This is a genomic window from Natronolimnohabitans innermongolicus JCM 12255 (assembly GCF_000337215.1).
GTDB lineage: Archaea > Halobacteriota > Halobacteria > Halobacteriales > Natrialbaceae > Natronolimnohabitans > Natronolimnohabitans innermongolicus.
On sequence record NZ_AOHZ01000035.1, the window covers coordinates 72,162 to 93,539 of the forward strand.

The 21,378-nt window shown below is 51.6% G+C and carries 16 protein-coding genes; 9 read left to right on the forward strand and 7 right to left on the reverse strand.

What is annotated here, in order from left to right; all coding sequences use genetic code 11:
- Positions 1-166: 166 nt before the first annotated feature.
- Together C493_RS22135 and C493_RS07065 are read right to left on the reverse strand one after the other, a co-directional pair.
- Entirely contained in the window at positions 167-1,414 is a 1,248-nt protein-coding gene (locus tag C493_RS22135) for an McrC family protein (RefSeq protein WP_083912385.1), read from the reverse strand.
- A complete protein-coding gene (locus C493_RS07065; protein WP_007258737.1) occupies positions 1,411-4,101 on the reverse strand; it encodes an MrcB family domain-containing protein in 2,691 nt (896 codons plus the stop codon). The genes C493_RS22135 and C493_RS07065 overlap by 4 nt, the downstream gene beginning before the upstream one ends.
- A 671-nt stretch (positions 4,102-4,772) precedes the next feature.
- Here C493_RS07065 and C493_RS07070 point away from each other — a divergent pair.
- From C493_RS07070 to C493_RS07105, 9 genes are all read left to right on the forward strand, one after another.
- A complete protein-coding gene (locus C493_RS07070) occupies positions 4,773-5,054 on the forward strand; it encodes a PadR family transcriptional regulator (protein WP_007258738.1) in 282 nt (93 codons plus the stop codon).
- 142 nt (positions 5,055-5,196) lie between these two features.
- Entirely contained in the window at positions 5,197-6,132 is a 936-nt protein-coding gene (locus C493_RS07075; RefSeq protein WP_007258739.1) for an ArdC-like ssDNA-binding domain-containing protein, read from the forward strand.
- Positions 6,133-6,466: 334 nt separating this feature from the next.
- Positions 6,467-8,377: a DUF262 domain-containing protein gene (locus C493_RS07080; RefSeq protein WP_007258740.1), complete on the forward strand. Its 1,911-nt coding sequence runs from the start codon at positions 6,467-6,469 to the stop codon at positions 8,375-8,377.
- Positions 8,378-8,613: 236 nt separating this feature from the next.
- Positions 8,614-9,381 carry an N-6 DNA methylase gene (locus tag C493_RS23675; protein ID WP_206537589.1) on the forward strand — a complete coding sequence of 256 codons (768 nt, stop codon included), beginning with the start codon at positions 8,614-8,616 and terminating at the stop codon, positions 9,379-9,381.
- A gap of 74 nt (positions 9,382-9,455) precedes the next feature.
- Entirely contained in the window at positions 9,456-9,539 is an 84-nt protein-coding gene (locus tag C493_RS24200; protein WP_206537593.1) for a hypothetical protein, read from the forward strand.
- A 323-nt stretch (positions 9,540-9,862) separates the two neighbouring features.
- Positions 9,863-10,540: a hypothetical protein gene (locus C493_RS07090; protein WP_049889203.1), complete on the forward strand. Its 678-nt coding sequence runs from the start codon at positions 9,863-9,865 to the stop codon at positions 10,538-10,540.
- 5 nt (positions 10,541-10,545) lie between these two features.
- Positions 10,546-12,063: a type I restriction-modification system subunit M gene (locus C493_RS07095; protein WP_007258743.1), complete on the forward strand. Its 1,518-nt coding sequence runs from the start codon at positions 10,546-10,548 to the stop codon at positions 12,061-12,063.
- Entirely contained in the window at positions 12,056-13,456 is a 1,401-nt protein-coding gene (locus tag C493_RS22140) for a restriction endonuclease subunit S (RefSeq protein ID WP_083912386.1), read from the forward strand. The genes C493_RS07095 and C493_RS22140 overlap by 8 nt, the downstream gene beginning before the upstream one ends.
- On the forward strand, positions 13,443-16,463 hold the full coding sequence (locus C493_RS07105) for a type I restriction endonuclease subunit R (protein WP_007258745.1): 3,021 nt from the start codon (positions 13,443-13,445) through the stop codon (positions 16,461-16,463). The genes C493_RS22140 and C493_RS07105 overlap by 14 nt, the downstream gene beginning before the upstream one ends.
- Positions 16,464-16,496: 33 nt before the next feature.
- Here C493_RS07105 and C493_RS22585 read toward each other — a convergent pair whose 3' ends face one another.
- The 5 genes from C493_RS22585 to C493_RS07120 all read right to left on the reverse strand — a co-directional run bounded on the left by C493_RS22585 (position 16,497) and on the right by C493_RS07120 (position 20,617).
- A complete protein-coding gene (locus tag C493_RS22585; protein WP_152421112.1) occupies positions 16,497-16,742 on the reverse strand; it encodes a hypothetical protein in 246 nt (81 codons plus the stop codon).
- Complete coding sequence (locus C493_RS22590) at positions 16,732-17,505, reverse strand: hypothetical protein (RefSeq protein WP_152421113.1); 774 nt, start codon at positions 17,503-17,505, stop codon at positions 16,732-16,734. The genes C493_RS22585 and C493_RS22590 overlap by 11 nt, the downstream gene beginning before the upstream one ends.
- 584 nt (positions 17,506-18,089) lie before the next feature.
- Positions 18,090-19,580 (reverse strand): hypothetical protein, encoded by a 1,491-nt coding sequence (locus C493_RS07110; RefSeq protein ID WP_152421114.1) that lies wholly within the window; start codon positions 19,578-19,580, stop codon positions 18,090-18,092.
- Between the two features lie 44 nt (positions 19,581-19,624).
- A complete protein-coding gene (locus C493_RS07115; protein ID WP_007258748.1) occupies positions 19,625-20,320 on the reverse strand; it encodes a hypothetical protein in 696 nt (231 codons plus the stop codon).
- Positions 20,321-20,356: 36 nt separating this feature from the next.
- On the reverse strand, positions 20,357-20,617 hold the full coding sequence (locus tag C493_RS07120) for a hypothetical protein (RefSeq protein WP_007258749.1): 261 nt from the start codon (positions 20,615-20,617) through the stop codon (positions 20,357-20,359).
- Positions 20,618-21,378 lie beyond the last annotated feature (761 nt).

The following is a 21,378-nucleotide window of genomic DNA, read 5'->3' on the forward strand; positions in this document are numbered from 1 at the left end:
TGTCCATCATGCACCCTCTGGGGAGAAAAATATTTGAACTGTCAGCACCGAAGTGAAAGATATAGTCTCGACCGCTAGAAGGCCGGGATCGACGAGTGATTAGTTTCGCAGCTTGTAGACATGTCGAGGAGCAGATCACTAATTCTGAAGTGAGACCTTCGCCTCGTTACAGTAGGGCTTCGGCCTTCACGAGCGACTCGGGAAGGTTGTTTCGAATCGCCGCCTCGACAGTCTGTACAAACTGATCGTAGCTCGCCCCATCTCCCGTTTCGATTTCAATCGACCGTAACTTGCCTCGACCGGCGTCCGTTCCGCTCCCCGTTGCGTACGTATACGTATCCCTCATCGCTCCGTCTACGTCTGGGTAAACTAATACCCCTGGTGTACCGTGTTTGGCCTGGTACGCAGCGATCTGGTAGAAATCGTTTCGACTTGGATCCGTACCCGTCTTCCACTTTGCGTCGCCAACCAAGACGACATCCTCCGTCCGATTTCGTATCCAGAAGTCCGGATACATGGAGAGGAGTCCTTCTTCCGATTCGGACCGAGTAAGATAGCCGATCGAATCGTTCCTAACGTCATAGTACTCCGTATCAACGACGGTTTTCACTGCTCGGTACACAACTCTCTCGAACGTACTCTCCATGTCGATCAGCAGTGATTGGACACGTCGATTACGCCCACTAAGCTCTGCTACGAACGCCTGCTCGAAAATCAACTTTACGAGCCGAAGTGCGTCTCCGTAGTACTCGTTGAGGCGAGTCAGTGAAACTCTCTCTATATCGCGAAGTGACATCCGTTCGTAAGAAACGTACTGTTGTAGTCGTCCGTAGTACCGATTCACGTCACTACGAACCGAACTGTTGGTAACGAGTGGGCGCAGTCTGTGAAGCCCATCTAACAAGATTTTGTTGAGACGGGTTTCGGTAGAGAGTTCATCGTATCGACACTCAAATTTCTTCGGGGCTACGCCTTGCCGTTGGAGTTGTTGCTGAAGATCGAGCTGGCCTCGGAGGTGCTTCTCCGACGATTCTTCTACGAGATACTCTCGATTCAGGCCCCGTTTCAGAACCGCATCGACCTCGTGCAGGTACAGCTGCGCGATCAGATCTACGAACGAACCGTCAATTAACACACTGGCGTCGGTTCCTCGAACGAGCTCGTCGTCGATATCGCCGATGTAGGCGAGATAGTGGAGAAGATTACAGGGCGCCTTCGGGCGTATCTCTAATAGCTTACCGGACGGCAATCCGACGACACCGACGTGGTTCGAAACGGATACACACGGTTGTCCACTGCCACTCCGTTTGACTTCGATTTCGTCGAAAGAGGCCAAGTGACGTAGATCCTCCTCCGGGAGATCGAACTCCTTCTCGTCTCGCTCCGCAATTCGTAGCGATTGGCTACTACTCATGTTGGGTGCAAGTAGGGTTGATCAGTTCGCTCCAGTAGTCGCTCGAGTTCCGCGTTGAGCGTCTCGATATCGAAGTCTGCGATCTTTCTGTTCTGTATGTCGAAGAGGTCACAGTCTTCTGTCTCGAAGACGGAGGCCTGCAGCCGACCGAGCTCTTCGAAATAGTACTCCTCAAGGAGGGGTAGAATATTGTAATACCACGCGTCTCGGACGTCCTTCGCCGAATTCAACCCCAGAAGATAGGAGTGACCGATCCGTTTTCCCTTCCCGAGTTCGCCCGAGTCCAGGATGTTGGCGTTGATGACTTGGAGCGCTGCGATAGAATTTTCTAAAATCTGATGGAATCGCGGAGAGTCGTCGAGAAATTCGTTGACTCCCACAGATCCGAAATCGTACTCTTCGGTGAACACGTCGTAGTTCGGTGGGAATGAGAAGAAGCTGAATCGCCGGCGCAACGCAGCATCAACGAGCGCGATAGAGCGATCGGCCGTGTTCATTGTCCCGATAACGTAGAGATTCGGAGGGATTCCGAACTCGTCTCCCGAGTGTGCCAACTCGACGATCACTTCTTCGTCGGCTCCGAGTCGCTTGTTTCGCTCGAGCTGTGTGATCGTCTCTCCGAAGATCTTCGCGAGGTTACCTCGGTTGATTTCGTCGATGATGAGAATATATGGGTCGGCTTCAGATGGATTGTCAGCGTCTCTGTAAGCCCGTTCCGCATCTCGACAGATCCGTTTGAATATCCCGTCTTCGATATCGTAGGTGACTGTGCCCGTCTCGTCTTGCTTGGCAGTGAGTCCTTCGAGGAAGTCCTCGTAATTGAACGAGGGGTGGAATGTGACGACTCGAAGTTGCTCTTCTGTAGGCTGTTCCAGTTGGTCGTTCAGCCACCATCGGGAAAACTTCCGAGCAGTGTGCGTTTTTCCCGTTCCCGGGGGACCATGGAAGATGACCTGGCCCGTGGACACTAGCTGTGACGCGATTTCGTCTGCCCGGTTCGGTGATTCTTCTTCTGGCAATACGTCGATCTCGTCACGGTCGTACTCGATCTTAGTGACACGTGTGGAGAATTTATCTAAGACCCACTCGACGAGTTCTTCGTTCTCGGCTTTCTCGACGTGCAGATCGACTAGGACACTGACGACCGGGAAATCACTCCCCCTGAGTTCTTGGGATCTCTCTTTGAGTGTTTCGTGTGGGATCCGATCTCGTTTGATCGCCGCGATCTCTGCTTCGATCGTACTATCCGGCTTTTCGTCGATCGAAGTGTCCAACTCGATTTCGGCAATGTCACAAGTGACGTACAATTCGTCGAACTCAACGATGTTCCGGTAGTCCGTGTTTCCGTGGAACTCGTTCCACCACCAGGATTCGTTTTTCGTCCGTTTGTTCGAAACGATACCACAGCCGATCAAGCCTTTTCCTGGACTGCTGAGGTCATCATTCTTCGTATCCTGGGTAACATAGAAGACGACGACATCACCTCTGTCTATCTTGTCGAAATCGTCTTTCTGTGAGTCGGTAAATTGGATCGCGCCGTACTGATATATTGTTGGATAGTCATCACCGTGTGACGTGAATCGCCACACAGTGATCTCCTCACGATTGTTTTCGAAGTACTCCGCGATCGGAAATCCCTCGGCATCGTCTCCCGCTGCCTCTTCTGAATCTTCTTCACATTCAGAGTCGAGATTGAACTCGTTGCCACGTAAGTTGAGGAACTTCACGTGGTTCATGTTCACGGTGAGATCAAGTTTCGACTGCAGGTCACGAACGAGTACAATGAAGAGAGTCTCTGTAGGCGAGAGGTCTCCCACGGATCCTGTTCCGAGGTTGGATCGGAATTCTTCGAGTTCTGATTCAACCTGTTCGAAAAGCGTCTCAATCTGGTCGAAAACAAACACCTCTTCTGGAGACGGCTGCGTATTTGGTCCAAACCCTCGAAGTGCGGCCGTCCACTGCGACAAAATGCTGCGTGTGAGATGGGTATCGAGCCAGTTCTCGTGCCCTGATTGCTTCAGCTTTGACCGAATTGCCTCCGTGGCGTCACTGATGCCATCGTACGAGTCGGGTTCCGAATTTGGTTCATCACCCGGAGTACTGCCGTTAGACGCGTACTTTCGATACGTATCTACGATCGTTTTCAGGTCCTGAACGATTTGCTCATCGTCAGGTATCTCACCGAGTTCGTAGCGGTTGTAGAAGATCGTCCCAGGTCCATACAGGGAGTTTCGGCTTGAGGCATGTGGGAATTCGAGGTGACCGGCAGAGAATCCGGCCGGATCGAACTCTTTTCGCACGCTCCTGGCAGTCTCTTCGAGGTGGCGGCGTGCTTCTCTCGTACCGAGATCATTCTTTATTTCTGTAACACCTTGGTTAAGGGTGAGAGTCACCCGGTCCTCTTGTGGTTCGAATAGATAGACGACGTAAATTCCCTCTTGAATACTGTTCGTCTCACGCTGGTCGAGAATAGCGACCCACGGAATCGAGGTCCATCGGCCCTTCCCAGCCGAGGCTTTTACAACCAAATTCTCGTCGTCCAGGATCTGGCGAATTTGACTCGGTATTCTCTCTTCGATATCCGTGCGTATCTCGTGTTCTGAAATTCCCTGTCCGATCTGGTCGACTGGATACTCTGAAACGACTCTACGAAGCAACCCCGCGAACCCTGGAGAGGGCGAAGACATGGAACGATATATCCAAGGCTACAATTTAAATGCAACCGAAATTCAGTACTAAGCGATAATATTTTCGCGAATTAAACTGAGTCTCGTAATGGATTCGTGCTGTATTCACCTATGGAAACGCTGCTGACTGACCAGACCACTGCTGTCGATAAAATGGTTGAGCCGTAATGGGCCTCTCCCCCTGTCACACCCGGCAGGCGGTCGGAATCTTGGTGCGGTGCGGTCGCTGTCCGGCTATAGCAGTCGCCCACGCTGACACTGGCCAGCAACTGAGGATCACTGGGTTAGCGATCCGCAGATCTTCTGTGAGTCCCAGCTGAGATAGTGGTCTCGTCTCGGCTTCTCAATCAGTGTCTTCTCGAACGGGACGCCAGTGCGTGAACCAGAGGTTCACCTATTCGGACTTTCCCGGCTGCCGCGCGACGCAGCAGCCAGACTGTAACGCCGATGATTCGGCTTTTTTCGCACTTGGACCAGTCAGCACGACGTGCTCGATGGCACGGAATACAGATCGGTCTCTTGCGCTCCATACTTGGTTCACGCTCTCAGGGCATACACCATTTCCATCGAGTCAGCAAGACTCCTGAAATACATCACTGATCAAGGGTTTCCTCAGAGCGCATCAGTCACAATTCCGCAAATTTACTTGACGCTCTCTCATAGAAGCGTTCATGTACGACCTGACCGGGTTTCAACGTGACCTTCTGTACGTGGCTGCTGGGCTAGACGATCCTCACGGACTTGCGATCAAAGACGAACTCGAGAACTACTACGAGAAGGAGATCCACCACGGCCGTTTGTATCCGAACCTTGACACCCTCGTCGATAAAGGGCTGATCGAGAAAGGTGAGGCCGACCGTCGGACGAACGTCTATTCCGTGACTCGTCGAGGACGTCGGGAGATCGAAGATCGACGACAGTGGGAAGACCAGTACGTCGACGATACGCTGTGACTTTGGTGGAGACCGTTCTCCAAGGCTGCTGATCCTTCTCCTACTCGTCTACCGTCTCGACACTGACCGCACGGTGGATTTTTCCAGACCCGCTGATGGCCAGCGGTCTTCTCGAGTTCGACTCGAGGGACATGAAGCGAACATGGCTACGAGCAACAGCACCCGGGAAACGTTCGACGATTCGGATACCCGGCACGACGAGATGCACAGTACGATCGAAACGTGGCTCGAGGACCTCGTCTGTGAGGTCGACGACGCCGTCTCAAGCGAGCAGTTCAGAGAGTGGCTCGACGTCCAGAGTGAGTTCCACGACTACTCTCCTCGAAACACACTGCTGATCAAACTCCAGTGTCCGCACGCGACTCGAGTCGCCGGCTACAGAACGTGGCAAAACGAGTTCGATCGATGTGTGAGCGAAGGCGAGAAGGCGGTCTGGATCTGGGCACCGATCATCGCGAGGAAGTGCCCCGAGTGTGGGAACTCGTCGTCCTACCACGAACGGAGTGAGTGCGAATACGACGAAACTGAACCCGACGAGTGGAACAAGGGGCTTGTCGGCTTTCGGCCAGCACCAGTCTTCGATATATCCCAGACGGAGGGGGAGCCACTCCCAGAACTCGAGACCGAGGCAATCGGGAATGCCGATGAGTTGGTGCCAGCACTCCTCGAGGCAGCGGTTGTCCTTGAGATAGAGGTTGAGATCGTATCTCCTCGAAAATGGTCTCACGGCAGCGCCAAGGGCGTCTGTCAGTATCGTCTGGAGAAACAGCCACTCGTGGAAGTCCGTGATCGTGAAAACGAGGCTGATCTCGCCGTCACACTCGTTCACGAGTACGCTCACGCACTGCTGCACGGTGGTCTCGATACCGACGACGAACGGTCAAAGCGTGAGCTCGAGGCCGAAGCAGTCGGCTATATCGTCGGTCGGTATTTTGGGCTGGACACAAGTGGGTCAGCGTTCTACCTCGCTGTCTGGAAGGGAGACGAGCCGGAGACACTCCTCGATCGGCTCGAGCGCATAAGCTCGACAGCTCAGAGAATCATCGACACCGTTAACAAGGTGATGAGCGACGAGTGACCGAACGCTTCTGCTCGAGATCAACAAGCTGTTGCAGCATCTTGTCGAATGCTGGCTGAGACATATTCTCCTGAAATCAGACATCACAGTGTAACTATGGGACGTTCCGCAGCTCTACACAAGAGCACTATTATTTAACCTACAAGACTCACAAACCGACGGTCTGTTGGTTAACCCATTCGTGACGCCTGTCTGATTTGCAGTCCTAACTCCATACTGGCACTTGCAATTTCAGCGCTTCGTGATCGCGATTCTGTAAGCGCTCGTTTGATTGCTGTTCGACCTATACCATAGTCTGAAAGTTTTATCTCAATCGGTTCTGTTGACAGTACATATGATGGAGACGCTTGAAGACTTTGTCTCAAAACTTAACGAGCGGGCGTTTCTGCCGGGCCTGCAGCGAGAGTTTGTCTGGGACGAAGAGCAGATTGCAATGCTCTTCGACTCATTCATTCGTGGGTACCCTGTCGGTCAGGTAACGCTGTGGGATGTCGATAGTGCTGAAGACAACTTCACCACGTACGAATTCATCCGCAAGTACATCGACGGCGATGGACGGGTACCTCGACGAGTTCGCGACCGTGATGCCCGACGTTATAACAAGCGTGTTGCAGTTGAGGATATCATCTGTGATTATCTCGTCATTGATGGGCAACAGCGGCTCAATTCAGCATACGTTGGCCTCTGTGGTTCGTTGTTCACATACTCGGGTGGGAGTGCCGGCAGTCGAGCAGACGAACGGTTCTGGAGCGAGAAAGTTCTCTGTATCAATCTGCTCGGCAGCCCTGAGTACCGCGACGCCGATGGGCTTAGACTCGCAGGCGACTACGAATTCGAGTTTCGGGCGACGGACAGTCTAGATCCCGAAAGCGAGATCGGCTACGAAAGGACATTAACGAGCGACAGTGACGTCCATCGTTTGTGGTTTCCCGTTCACGAATTCGTCACCGAGAACGGAGCGGAACGAGAGACAAGCACAGTGGACCACGAAGTGGAACAACAGATTGAGAATCTAGAATTGAGTGCGACGGGGCCACAGAGACGGGCGCTGCACCGCGTGGCGCAACGGGTCGTCACGAAATTCCGCCAAAATGTACTGGGCTACGAACTTCCGAGTACGACGGTCAAGTACTCTTCCCAAGAAGTTCACACGATCTTCTCGCGCATCAATCTAGCCGGAGAGAGTCCCCAACCATACCAGTACACCCAGTCATTGCTAGCCACCTACTGTCCGTACACCGAAGAAGACGCGTTCCATCCACGCGAGAAGTTAAAATCACATATTGAAACACTGTCCGACCGTCATCCAGATTTCGAGACAGAGATTACGAGACAGTTCCTCACTCGCTGCTTGGTTTATTTGATTAACGAAGATCTCCTTCAGACTTCGGTCGAAGCTTTCTCGAAAGATGAGGAGGTAAAGGACATGCGCAACAAGTGGATCGCCCCCGATGACATGGGGAACCCACACGGCCGCTTCGAAACAGCCATCGACAGAGGGTTTCAAACGGTCGGTAATGTCGGACTGACGCCGAAGTCGATGCCGAGTATACTTCTCGTCGCTCTCTTGGCGAAATTTTACTATGAAAATCCTGACGCCGAAGTCAACGAGGCGAACGAACGAGCTGCATTCCGCTTTGTTGCCAAGTCCCAGCTGCTCAATGCGTTAACCGGCTCACAGGCCCGATCTATGGCACAATCACTGTCTGATCTTCGGCCGGAAGACGGCTTTGAGACCTTCCCAGGTGATCAGTTGCTTGATGATATGGATCTCCACCTCACCGCCGAACACGTCGACAAAGCCGTCGAGAACGCACGCTACGACAATGGGGCGAGCGAGGGTGATACGTTCACCCACAAAGGCGTCGCGGCAATCCTCGCGCTGCTTGATGAAGGGCATGCCGATCTTGATATTGAGCGGCTCAGCGTGGATCATATATATCCGCAAGCATGTGCTGATGATATCCCAACGGTGGGCCCCGATAGTGGCGGAGTCAAGATCCACCGCATTGGTAATCTTCAGCTCCTCGACGCTGCAGAGAACCGTCGGAAAGGCAACACACTCCCCGAAGAATGGCTCAGCGGGCTTGGTGAGGCCGAAGCAGATCATTATCGCACTGTGAATCGCTACCCCGAGGGTATCACCCTGACACTAGAAAACTACCAAGAATTCGTCGAGCGACGAGAAGTTGCAATGAAAGAGGCGCTCAAGGAAAAATACGCCGTATCGGCGGTCGAACCTTAGTCAGAGCTCCTTATTGTTGGCTGAGTTGTGCGTGGAGAACATCTACGACTGACGGAACGTTAGCAGCGGTATTTTTATTTGCCCCTGAAGGGTGCGGGGCTACTCAGAATTGCCTCGTGCTGATCGGACATGGTTACGAGAGACATCCCCAAGATGAGCTTCGGCGAACAGATCAGTAGAACAAATTCGGTTGCTACTCAGCTGGAATGGCTTGGAATCGAGCTTCAGGTGGAATTATGAGTTCTCAAATCAAGCCGGAAATCCGTGAGATGGTGACAGATTCTTTGAACGAGATCTCTGTGAAGACTGGGGATTCGTCCTATCAGGTTTTCTCAGATTTTCTTGATCTCACTATCTCAAGTTTCTCCGGTGATGAACGGCAATACTCGGCTCAAATTGAACGATATCGTACTGATGGCCACGACATGGCCACCGTGAAGAATCTTCTTCAACTCCATGCAAAAGCTCTTAGCGGGCTTGTCGTTGGATTAGAGAAAACCAATGAAGATGTTCTTGGTGCTGTTTATGAACATTACTCAACTACCTCAGATAACTTTGCTCAGCACTTCACACCAGGCTCAGTTAGTGGTACAATGGCTGAAATAGCGTTTCCAGATGAGGACAAAATCCGTAATGCTTCCCCTGACTACCCGCTTCTCATCGGTGATCTCAGTGGATGTGGAAGCGGAAGCCTTCTCTTGGAGAGTGCATATCGTCTTCAAAATATACGAAGAGATTGTCCAGCTATCTACGTTGGATGGGATATTGATCCTGACTGCACGAAGATGTGTGTCATCAACTTCGTGTTGAATGGACTCCCAGGATATGTGTTTCAGGGAGACACGCTTCAAGTCCAAGTGAATCGATGCTGGAAAATCGAACCCACAAATCTGTCTCGAGAGAAAATGCCTGTTGCCGAAATACCCAACGGTGACACTGCTTACATCGAGGTCAAATCCAGTACACACGTTGATGATGGAACGGTCAAGTTTCCCGACCGGTAGACTAAACGAGGCCGTCGTCATCTCTAAAATCTCGAAAAACTTCATGAAGACGGGACGAAACCCATGTCGTCTTTATCGTCCAGCGTCCTGATGTCGAATGTTTCCGCCCATACCGGGATGTAGTTCCTGACTTCGCAGACCTACTTTCCCGTGCGTAATGCGGGCGTCGAGGTACACGCCATCACAACCGTATTCGAACCACCCCGCTACCAATTTCAGAGCGACAAACTCCCGATTGACCTCGACGAACTGTTTGTACTCGGGCGAGTGTCCGTCCTTCTTATCAATCTCACAATAAGAAATATCGAGCAACAGATAGGTATATGATTCTGAGTGGTTCCAATTCCCAGTATCCGACGATAACAGGGGAAACAAACTCTCTAGCGCCGTGTTGAAAGATCGAAACAAAATAAGAAGGTGCCATTTTGTCACCGCAAGTACTAAGTGGTGTGCGGTCACACAACTTTCTGTGGCGGTAGATATGCGCGAAGGCGGAACACGGCTGGAAATCCTCTCCGTAGTCGCAACGCTAGAACGCGACCGAGAGAAGCCACCCCGCCAAAAAGACATCACAGAACAGGTCAGCGTAACACGAGGAACTGTCTCAAAGACGTGCACCTCGCTCGTCGAAGAAGGACAACTCCTCCTCGAAAACGGAGAATACCGTGTCAACGAGGAAATGCTCCTGCTCATCTACAAAGAGCATCTCGAAGGCTACCTCGTACGAGACTCTGCGAACAACGGGTTCGCGGACATAGTCGAAGCTCGCAACGAACTCCGAATACAGCTAAAAGGACAACTCCGTCAACTCGTGATGGACGGCGAAGAGGACGGCAGACGCCAGCTGATGGTGAACATCCTACGCGAAGTGCTGGTGTACGCGTCCACGTTCCGCGAGATCCAAACACTCCGTGACTACCTATTCACGGTCGATCACCTTGTCCGAACACTCGCCGCCCACATCACCACCAGCCCAGCCTTCGACAAAACCGTTGTCAAGCACTCGGACCCAATCCGCTTGCTGCTTCTCATCGCAGTAGCGCTTGACCGAGGATACAGCATGATGTCCAGCCTTCGCGCAACACACGAGGAACTCGACGAATTCCTCCCTGGAGAACCGGCAGAAGACCAGATGATCCGTTACCTCAACCCACAGTAACCTACATGTCCGAAGAAGTTTACCACGACGTCACGCCAGAAGAGCTCGGTAAGAAACTGTACAGCTGCGCAGACGCGATCCGCGACGCCGTCGACGAAACCCGGTACAAGAACTACATCCTCCCCTTGGTGTTCTACAAGAGCATCGATGACACCTTCGCCGACCGGTTGCAAAAGCAGAAGGAGCAGTTCGCCGGGGACGAAGAACTCGCACGGAAAGCGATCACCGGGATGTCCGTTCCCGACGACTACCGGTGGGAATCAGTCACCGAGCAGAGCGAGAACATCGCACCCTACCTGGATGAAACGTTTGACGCTCTGGAACGAGAGAACGACCGTCTACGCGGGGTCGTCCGCGTCACGTACAGTGATGAAGAAGCGCTGGGTGACCAGCGACTTCGCGACCTAATCCAACGCATCAATAGGTTCGAGTTGAGCACGGAAAAAGTCGAGAAGGACTTCCTCGGCGAGGCGTACATGTACATGGTCGGGGAGTTCGCCAAGGACGAGGGTAAGGAAGGCGGCCAGTTCTTCACTCCACCGGACGTGGTCGACCTGATGATCCGTGTGCTCGCGAAGACCGGATCCGAAGACGGGTTCGAGAAAGGTGCATCGTTCCACGACCCGACCTGTGGATCCGCAGGGTTCCTCGTCCACGCTGCCTCGTACTACCGCAACGAGCAGGGCGGCGACCCCAGTACGTGGAACGTCACCGGCCAGGAGCTGAACGCGGACATCGCCGCAATCGCACAGGTGAACACGTTCATGCACGGGCTCGAAGCCGAAATCCGGCGGGAGGACTCCCTCTCTAACCCGCAGTTCCCGAACTACCTGGCAGACGACGAAGGATTCGACTACGTCCTCGCGAATTTCCCGTTCTCAGCTGACTGGGCGAAAGACGACCTGAAAGACGACAAGTGGAACCGGTTCGACTGGGCAGACAAACTCCCACGAGCCGACCGAGGTGATTATGCCTTCATTATGCACATCGCCAAACTGCTCAACGATCAGGGCAAGGCAGCGGTCGTTGTCCCCCACGGCGTTCTTTTCAGGAAACACGAGAGCAAATACCGAGAGCCCATGATCAAAGAGGATCTGGTGGAAGCCATCATCGAACTTCCCGGAAACCTCTTCCAGAACGTCTCCCTCCCAAGCGCAGTTCTCGTGCTAAACCGAAATAAAGAGGAAGAGAGGAAAGGAGAAGTTCAGTTCATCCACGCTGCCGACGAGCGGTTCTACGTCGAGCGAAGTAACCACAACGACCTGACTGATGAAGGGCGTGAACGTGTGGTCACAGCCTTCGAAAACTGGAGTACAGAGGAACGAATGTGCCGTACCGTTTCCATTGAGGAGATCACCGAGAACAATTATAATCTCAACTTATCCCTCTATGTTGACACCACCGAACCAGAAGAAGAAATCGACGCCACAAGGGAGCTGAAATTGTTGCGTGATTCACAAAAGAAGCGTGACAAAATAGAGGCTCGGATGACCCAGCACATGGAGGCGCTAAACTATGAGTGAGGAAGCCTCACTGGACGACTTCGTAGAAGAAGAGTCACCTCCTAAGAATAAGACGCAAAGAGTAAGGCTTGGACCAATCAGTGCTAAGGTCCCCGTGGACTGGAGGGTCAAACCAATGAAATCCGTCTACCGAGAAACATCTATCGGAACCTCCGATAGAGGAAACGGAAATCAAGAGAATTTACCACTTATAAAGATGGGTGATATTAAGAGAGGTGATACATTCATTAGTGGGATAGATGAAGAAATAAAAAAGACCGATGAACTACTTGAGGAACACTCTCTTAAGAAGGGCGATCTGCTCTTCAACACGAGAAACACTCCAGAATTAGTCGGAAAAACTGCGGTCTGGGACGGACATTGTACCGCGGTTTACGATAACAACATCTCTCGTGTTCGATTCAAATCCAATATTTCGACACTTTTTGTCAACTATTTCCTTTCATCAGAACTCGGATGGAGACAACTGAGAGCGCGCGTCCAAGGCACAACAAGCGTGGCAGCGATTTATAACAGTGAGTTCGATAAATTCCAGATTCTACTCCCAAGTCTCGAGGAACAGCGAAAAATAAGTAGTGTTCTCTATACTCTCGATCAGGCGATCATACAAACAGAGGAGATAATCAACCAAGCAAATAAAGTAAAAGAAGCTGTCATTCAGGAATTCTACTCGGACGGTTACTATGACCATGACGAGTGGCAGGAGGGGAATAAGCAGGACGCTTATGTAATGACGCGAGCAGATGAGGTCCCCGCAGATTGGAAGATCTGTGAGGCGGATGAAATCGCTGACATTAAGACAGGGCACACGCCTTCAACGTCTGTCGATGAGTACTGGGGTGGAAGTATTTCATGGGTAGACATTCATGATTTGACTCAGTTAGAAAAGAACGTCATTACGACTACAGACGACACGATCACTGAGGAAGGCTTGGAAAACTCGGGTGCTAAGCTCCTACCAGAAGGTACGCTCGTTCTCTGCCGTACTGGTGCCATCGGAGAAACAGCCATCTTGGGGAAGGAGATGGCAACTGACCAAGACCAAGTGACGTTCGAGTGCGATGAAGATGTAGTGCTCCCACAGTACCTCATGTACCTCTTCGAGTACGCAACCCCACAGCTCGAACGACTGTCTGCTGGGAGTACGCACGACAAGATCCAGCTGCACTTCTTCTCCGATCTGGAGATCCCACTCCCCAGCTTCGAGGAACAAGAGAAAATCGTGGAAGCAATCGAATCAGTCGATGACGTGGTAGTCACGAACAAAGAACAACTAGAAAATCTACAACGCCTGAAAAAAGGCCTCGAGCAAGATCTTCTCTCGGGAGAAGTCCGCACAGCTGGCAAAGAGATCGACATACCCGACGAGGTCAAGCAATATGAGCCAGAGTGACTTTCCCGAATTCAATGAGCAGAAAGTCGAGTACGCTCTACTCGAGTGGCTGGAAGACGCCGGATGGGAATCCTACGGCGGACCCAATGAACCGGACGGCTGCACCCAACTCGACGCGAAATACGACCGCGAAGACAAAAGCGAAGTCATCTACTGGGAGCTACTGCGACAGAAACTGATTGACCTCAACGACAAAGTCACCGACCACAACGTCGACGACGTCATCACATCACTCCGCCGCGACTTCGCAGGAGACGGGCTGATCGAAACCAACCGTGATGTACACGAACTCCTGCAAAAAGGACGGCAAGTGACGCTCTCTAAATCCGATGGTACATCCGAGAGTGTAGTCGTCGACCTCATCGACTACGAGAACACGGAGAACAACTCATTGATAGCCGCCAACCAGTTCCGAGTCCGTCAACACGAGCTGGTGATCCCGGACGTCCAACTGTTCGTTAACGGTATCCCCCTCGTCGTAACGGAACTGAAGTCACTCACACAAGACAGTACGGTCACCGACGCCATCAACGACCTAGATACTTACGAGGACGACGCACCCCGACTCTTCGGATCTGTCTTGTTCAACGTCGCTGCCGACCACGAGAAAGCACGGTACGGATCTGTCGGTGCACCAGAAACCCATTACAACCCGTGGGAACCTGAAGATCCGATCGGTTCGTATAGCGAGTTGAAGGAGATGGCGTACTCCCTGCTCACACCAGGGACACTGCTCGACATCCTGAAACACTTCGTGTTCTACCAGCGGCAGCCGGGCGGGAACGTGAAGATCGTCCCACGGCACATGCAGTACCACGGCACCCGGGCGATCCTGCAACGAGTAGGCAGGGGTGAGTTCGAAAACGGTTTGATCTGGCACACGCAGGGGTCGGGGAAGTCGTTCACCATGTTCTTCACCGCGAGGAACCTGCTGTACCGGTCAGAGATCATCAAAACGCCGCAGGTTCTGATCCTGGTGGATCGGCAGAACCTTCGAGACCAGATGTCCGATGACCTGGGGAAACTCCTCGACTTCGAACATTACGAAGTAGTTACAGACGGAGCGAAGCAGTTACAGTCACTGATCGAAGAAGGACAGAGCCAGGTAGTCGTCACCACCATCCAACTGTTCCAAGACGTCGACAAAGACATCCAGAAGAACGATGAAACCGTTGTCCTCTCCGACGAAGCACACCGGTTCATGGAAGCCAAACTCGGGAGCAAACTCGACGCCGCCCTCGACCACTACTATCACTTCGGATTCACAGGAACGCCGGTAAACGAAAACACCGAAGCCGGGCGAAACACCTTCCAGCACTACTCCGAACCACGAGACGAAGAAGGCTACCTCCACCACTACTCGATGGAAGCCGGGATCAACGACGACGTGATTCTCCCGGTTCACTTCGAACTTCGGCATTCCAACCGAGACTGGGAAATCAACGACGACGTGATGGACCAGGCGCATGAGGCAGCTACCGGCAGCCTCGACTACGACGAACGAGACGAACTCATAAGGGACACGATCAACCAGCAAACCCTCGCAGAACTTCGTCCACGTGTCGAAACCATCGTAGAGGAAGTCGTCGAACACTACCAGAAAAAACTGGAGCCCAGTAACTGGAAAGGAATGGTCGTCACACCATCCCGGAAAGCTGCCGCACTCTACGGCGAAGAACTGCAAAAATACCTTGACCCCGAAGAGGTAGAGGTCGTGATCTCGTCAGCAGGAAGATCCGACCCGATCACACGCACCTACCACACTTCGAAAAGTGAGCGAGAAAAGATCGTCGAAGAGTTCAAAGACGAGGATGGAGATCCGAAAATCCTCGTCGTCTGTAGCATGCTGCTGACCGGGTTTGACGCCCCGATCCTCAAAACGATCTACCTCGATCGACCGCTAACCAACCACAACCTGCTGCAAGCAATCGCACGAACCAACCGGCCTGACGATGGGAAACAGAACGGTGAGATCGTGGACTTCGCAGGCGTGTTCGCAGAAGGGAACGTCGACGAAGCACTGAGCTACTACCCGCCAAACGTTCGAGAAGCCGCAGCAGAAGACATCAACGAACTCTTAGACAAGTTCGATCAAAAACTCGAGGAAGCACTCGAAATATTCAATCACATCGACGTCGAGGACAACCCGGAAGTGGTCGTCGAGTGCCTGACCTACCTGCGTAAAAACGCAGAGGCAAGACGCCGGTTCAAAGACTTGTACAGAGAGGTGGAGAACCTGTACGATACGCTGGCCCCGATGGGTGAGCTGGAAGACGAAAACACAGGCCGCCCGCAGAAATACAGCTGGCTAACACAGGTACACCTCGCGTATCAGCGGAGTATGAACCGGGAGAGCGAACCGGAGAAACAGCTCCGTGAAAAGACGAAAGAGATCGTAGAGGACAACATCGATGTCGATCGGATGGAAGAGGACTTCGAGGTTGTAGAATTCGGGTCCGAACACCTTGAACGGGTCCGAGACATGGATCCAGAGCAAGGGATCACCGAGGTTGCAGGTGCGGCTGACGATTACCTCGACGACCGATCCGAACACCACCCACGGTACCGGAAACTGAGTGAACGGGTTCGTGAAGTGGTCGATAAGTGGGAAAGCGACGAGGTTTCCGCTGACCGTGCGTACGAGGAGCTTGTTGAAATAGAAGAAGAGATCCTGTCGGTGAAAGACGAAGCCGAAGAACGGGGAATGTCACAGTCTGGGCACGCACTGTTCACCGCATTGATGGATGAAAGTGAAGACGGGTTTGTAGAATACGTTGACGGTGAAGACGAAGCTGAGTTCATCGCGAAACGAGTCGACGAAGAACTGGAGGAGCGGGTTGACACTGATTACGAGGACTGGCAGACCACGAAGCGAACACGTGAGGACATCCAGCAGCTTCTGCTCGAGGTGGTTGCGATTGAAGCAGAGAAACCTGAGCTGTGTAAGGATGACCGGTTCCTTGATGATGCTCGTGAATACCTTATCGAGAACTACGAGTCCGAGTAAACCCCGAATTCACGGTTTCTTCTCGTATAGCTGTTAGTCCGGTGTTTGAAGGTCGTCAAAACGGAAGTCAGCAGAGTCCAAACTGGGGTCATCAAATTCTACGGTGTAGATGTTTCCTCTGCTTGGATTATCCATTACGTCCGAGAGATCGTCTTCCAAAATATCCACTACCCTGCCTGTTTTCCCGTGATACCGGTGCTCCGGATCATCCGGTTTTGGGATATAGGCTTCAACTCGGTCACCAACACTAAATTCAGATCGCATAGTTCTACTTGTCAACTAACGCTTCTCCTTCTTCCACCGTATCAACGTCCAACAGTTCCAAATACTCCGAATCCAGCTGGATACGATCCTCAGTCTCTTCTGGCTGCTCTTCACCTGTTAACGGGCAAGACGCACCTGCCCGGGGATTCGGATACCGTACCCTGACCGATTTCTGATTAACACGGACCACCCTTCCAACTTGCAAACTTGGATTGCGGAATTTCACAACATCGTCTTTCTCTAACCGACTCCGCATTTCACCTCGCTGGCTCTCTCGTTCTTTCTTAGTTTGTTCACCGACAGAGGATCCAATCTCGTTCAAAGCACGTTGCTGCCCGCCACGTGCCGCTGCCCTTACACGGTCAATCTTCTCTTCTAATTCTTCTCTTGATTCTTGTTCTAACCGGCTTCGATTCTGCGCATTTTTTGTCGGGTAGTATGCTCGTCCAGCCTCAACTGGTGATGGCATTTCAGCCATCCGTCTACGTTTCCCCATCCAGTCATTGAATTGTCTTCGAGCACTGTTCACCCGGCGAAGCAGCATGTCATCTTGCAGGTAGTGGGGTTTCGCTTCGTCTGGAAGATCGCTGTACGCGGATTCAATCGTTTCCACCGTTTCCCTAGGGGGAGACATGACTCTTGGAACCGAAATCTCGTCTACCGCCGATACAACATCCTCAATTGTTTCCGGGTTTTCTACCGGTTCGAGCTCCTCTTTGTCTTCAACCGCTTGAAGCGCCTTTTTCCGGCCCGAACTGATTCCAAGAGGTTCGTCCATTACCCGGATGCCTCTTTGTTGACATTAGGTACCTGGCAAATTTCCTTTAGGTAGATCTTCATAGATAACACCAACTCAGGTTGCTTCTTCCCTTGAAGATTCGTCCATAGCACAGAAGCATAAATCCTCCCTGGATACACCGGTCAGTTTTGTTGGTTACGTAGCAGTTCTTCTAAAGCGATTTCTGCCTCTAATTCTCGTTTCTCCTGTTCCAAGTTTTGCAGGTCTCTCCAGCGTTCAGAATATCCTTCTCGCTTCACTCTGTACAACCGTTCCAACCTGTCACGTACTGTTTTCTCGTCGGGTTCGGGATTTCTCTCTGCTTGTTCGAAGCGCTTAGACTGTTTATAGATGGAGTCTTCCAGGTCCTAGATTCGTTCCCGTTCACGGATCTGCTGTTCTACTTGTCGGAGGTGGTCTCGCAGGGTTTCAATTCCTTCTCACTCAAGGCTCCGTCGAATACTGTCCGGAAAATTGTTGTTACGGTTGTCTTGTACGTCGAACCAGGTCACCCAGTATAGTTGCAGAAAGTACTGAATAAACAAATGCTGAAACAGACTTATTAAAATTCGCAGTGTCAGAATTCAGATCTCAATCGAGTCAGCAACAACATCCTGTCCATACCCTTCGCACACCCATTTGTCCTCGTCTAAAAACGCAAGATCATCCCAGTCATCGTCCTCACCAACCAGGTCCAATAAACCTTCATCACTATCCACAAGCAGCTCACTTACCTCGGAAACTATTCTCTCAACGAAATCCACGATTGTACCGATTATCCCGTTCTCGATCTGCACAGCCAGACTGTTAACAACGTGAGCAAACAATCGAAGCCCTGCAAGCTGACGCACATAGCCCAGTACGAAAGTTTCTGCAGCCTGGATCGTAGACCGTTTTACCTGCCGGGCAACACCCAACTTCAAAAACGTGACCTGAACCACCAACCCGGCAACACTCATCAGCAAGTTTTCCACCTTCTCACCCATCTCATCATCAGGAAGATTAGAATCTGCGTTAGCGAGTTCGCATGACTTCTCCGCTACCGTAATTAAGGAAGCAATCACTGGGAGAGCGGTTGAACCCCAATTCAGCATCTTGCTCAGATAATTCGAAAAATCAGTCGGTGGATCTACCGGAAAATGCTCGTCAATATCAGTCATTAGATCGTCAGCAAAACTGGTATACTGGTCGAACCGCTGAACATCGTTGGAGAATTCGTCCACAGATTTGCTTGAGAGTTCACTGGTACTACCCGACTCACACACGTCCTGGGCAAACTTTTGAACACTGCCAACCGTTTCATCCGTAGAACTCGAATCAAGCTCAGAGAACCACTTATCAAACTCCTCCAAGACACTTTGTTGGGCAACTTTAGACGAATCCTCTAATAGACGGACCTTCGGCTCAAGATCCATCTGCACAACACTCCGATTTCCATCTAATAATCCAGTATCAACCGCATCGGTCGGATCCACAACAAGCCAGAAATCAGTACCCGGAACCATGTAACGGACATATTTGGTTTCACCCGGCTCAATCACAAACACTTCTTCCTCAACACCACCGCTATGGTACTGCTCCAAATTTGGAGTACACTCTAACTCCCAGCTGTAACCAAATACAGGCCCGATTTCACGACAAATCTCAGGTCTCGCCTTCTCCCGGAACGCCTCCTCATTACGGTCAGAGATCAGAAACAACTCAGCCTTCTCACCATACACTGGAACCTCTACCTCACACTCAAGAAAAAGACAATCACTGATACCCACCACATCCTCTCCACCAAGATCCTGAGGTGAAATCTTCTGCATCCAGTACGGCTGCTCATCATTTAACTCCAACAAACCACGCCACTCAGCTACCGTATGATCCTCGGTAAGAGTATAATCCTCTGCATCCAGCTCTTCCGGCTTTGACGGTTCATCACCGGAACCGCCTTCGTCATCTGTGTCAGAACTATTTGACGTAGAAGAATCATCCTCTAACGATTGTTCAGAACAACCAGCAAGACCCACCACTCCAAGAGAAGAACCAGCCTTGAGAAGACCCCGTCTATCAATACCGCCCTCTCTCATTTTACATATCTAGAATTCAACTAAGCAGAAAAGACTTTCCCCCACTACAGAACACCGTCAGCACACACTCCACGAACAATCTCCAAATCATCGGACCGAGGGAGATATACAACATCGACACGGCAACCCAACTCTCCAACTTTATCTTCTAACTGCCGTAGATCCTTCTCAAAAGTGGTTTTACCGTACCCGTCCTGAGGCCACCAATCCATGAACACGAAATAACGCCTGCCCACCTCACCCGGATATTCCGCCAATGCTTGGACATCGGTTTCACCACCGTTTCGGAATCGGCCGCTCATGTTCATCGAGTGCTTGATCTCGCACAGTACGGAGAGCTCGGTGTGCTCGATGTCTACGAAATTCCCGATGCCCTCTTTCTTACCCTGCATCACGACCTGATTTCCTCCCGGGAACACCACGAGATCGAAGTCGGTTTTCGCCCCACCCCAGATACCTTCGTCGTAGAAACGAACTTCTGGCCGGACACGCGGTATTTCCTGGTTTTCTCGTTCAATCCGTTTGAACATCTCCCGGTTCCGCCAGTCATCCATGTTGCTGTGATCTTGGCGATAGGTGAGTGGGGCTGTTTCTGGTGTTAGCTGTGTTCGAAGCCGCCGGTACAGCTCCGGCATGATCGGGTTCTCGTTTCCGTAGTGGAACGGGTGCTCTTGGAAATCTTGGTGTAGATCGCGTAGTGTGTCTTCAAAGAGTTGGATATCGCGGGTCTGTGAAGTCATGTAGGGGTTAGAAGGGGTTTTCTAAACGGTGTCTGGTTATTTGTCGAGTAGGTCATCGACATTATCCAGGGCATCCTTGATCTGGTGGTGTTCTTCCCAAGTTTCGAATTCTACGTCTATAGCGAACTCCGCGAAAGTCTCGTACTCTTCTTGGAGTTCGGGGGAGTTCTCGAATTCACGGCTTGCCATTATGATGAAGTTGGTTGCAAGCTGTTTGGAGGATTTACCTGCCTTCTTCGCTTCTCTCGAGGCTTCGTTGCACTTTCCGACGAAGTCTTTGATCTCATGGTCAACCATTAGAAGTAGACAGTTCATCTACCGTTATCAAACCTGTTGGTGTAGAAGCTGTATCGTACGTTTTTCAGAGATCTGTGATTAGGAAGGGGAAGCCGATCAAAAGGATCAGTACTGTGGATTCAGAATCAGTAGTGCGAGTGGTAGCCCGATCGATTCGAATACTTGTTGGAAGTGCTCAACGTTTTCAGGACTGGCTATTGTCTCTCATGCTTGTTCTACTTCTTCGGCGGTCTGGTTAACTGTCGTTGTATGATTACCACTGGTCTCGTTCTCCACTGTTTCGTGTTCACCTGAACCAGAACAGGTTCCATATCCTTGTTAACTGGTTTTCAGAGCCGTCGGTGTCATCGCCGTTGCCAGGTTCGATTCATATCCGTTCCTTCAGTGAGTTCAGTGACCTCGAGAAGGCCTTCATCTGTTTCTTGGGTTTGGAGGGACCAGCCGAACTCTTCAGTGTCATCCAGTTACTCGGTGATATTGTAGCGTTGTTCTTGAGTAAACTGGACTGTAGTGTTGGCCTCGGGGTATGGCTGGATTTGGTGTTATACGAGGTCGAGTAGCATGGGGATCTGTCAGGCAATGGTTAGTCCTATTGTTGAGATTCCGGCGACTGCGATTCCTGCAGCTCCAAGGTAGAAGTACCCATCGTGCCGTTCCACGTGTTAGTGTTTTCGCTCTTCTGTAGGAGATTGTTGATACTGGTCAGCTGTCGCTGTGAAATCGAAGAGAGCAAGGACACCGCGTCAGCGGTGTCCGTTAGG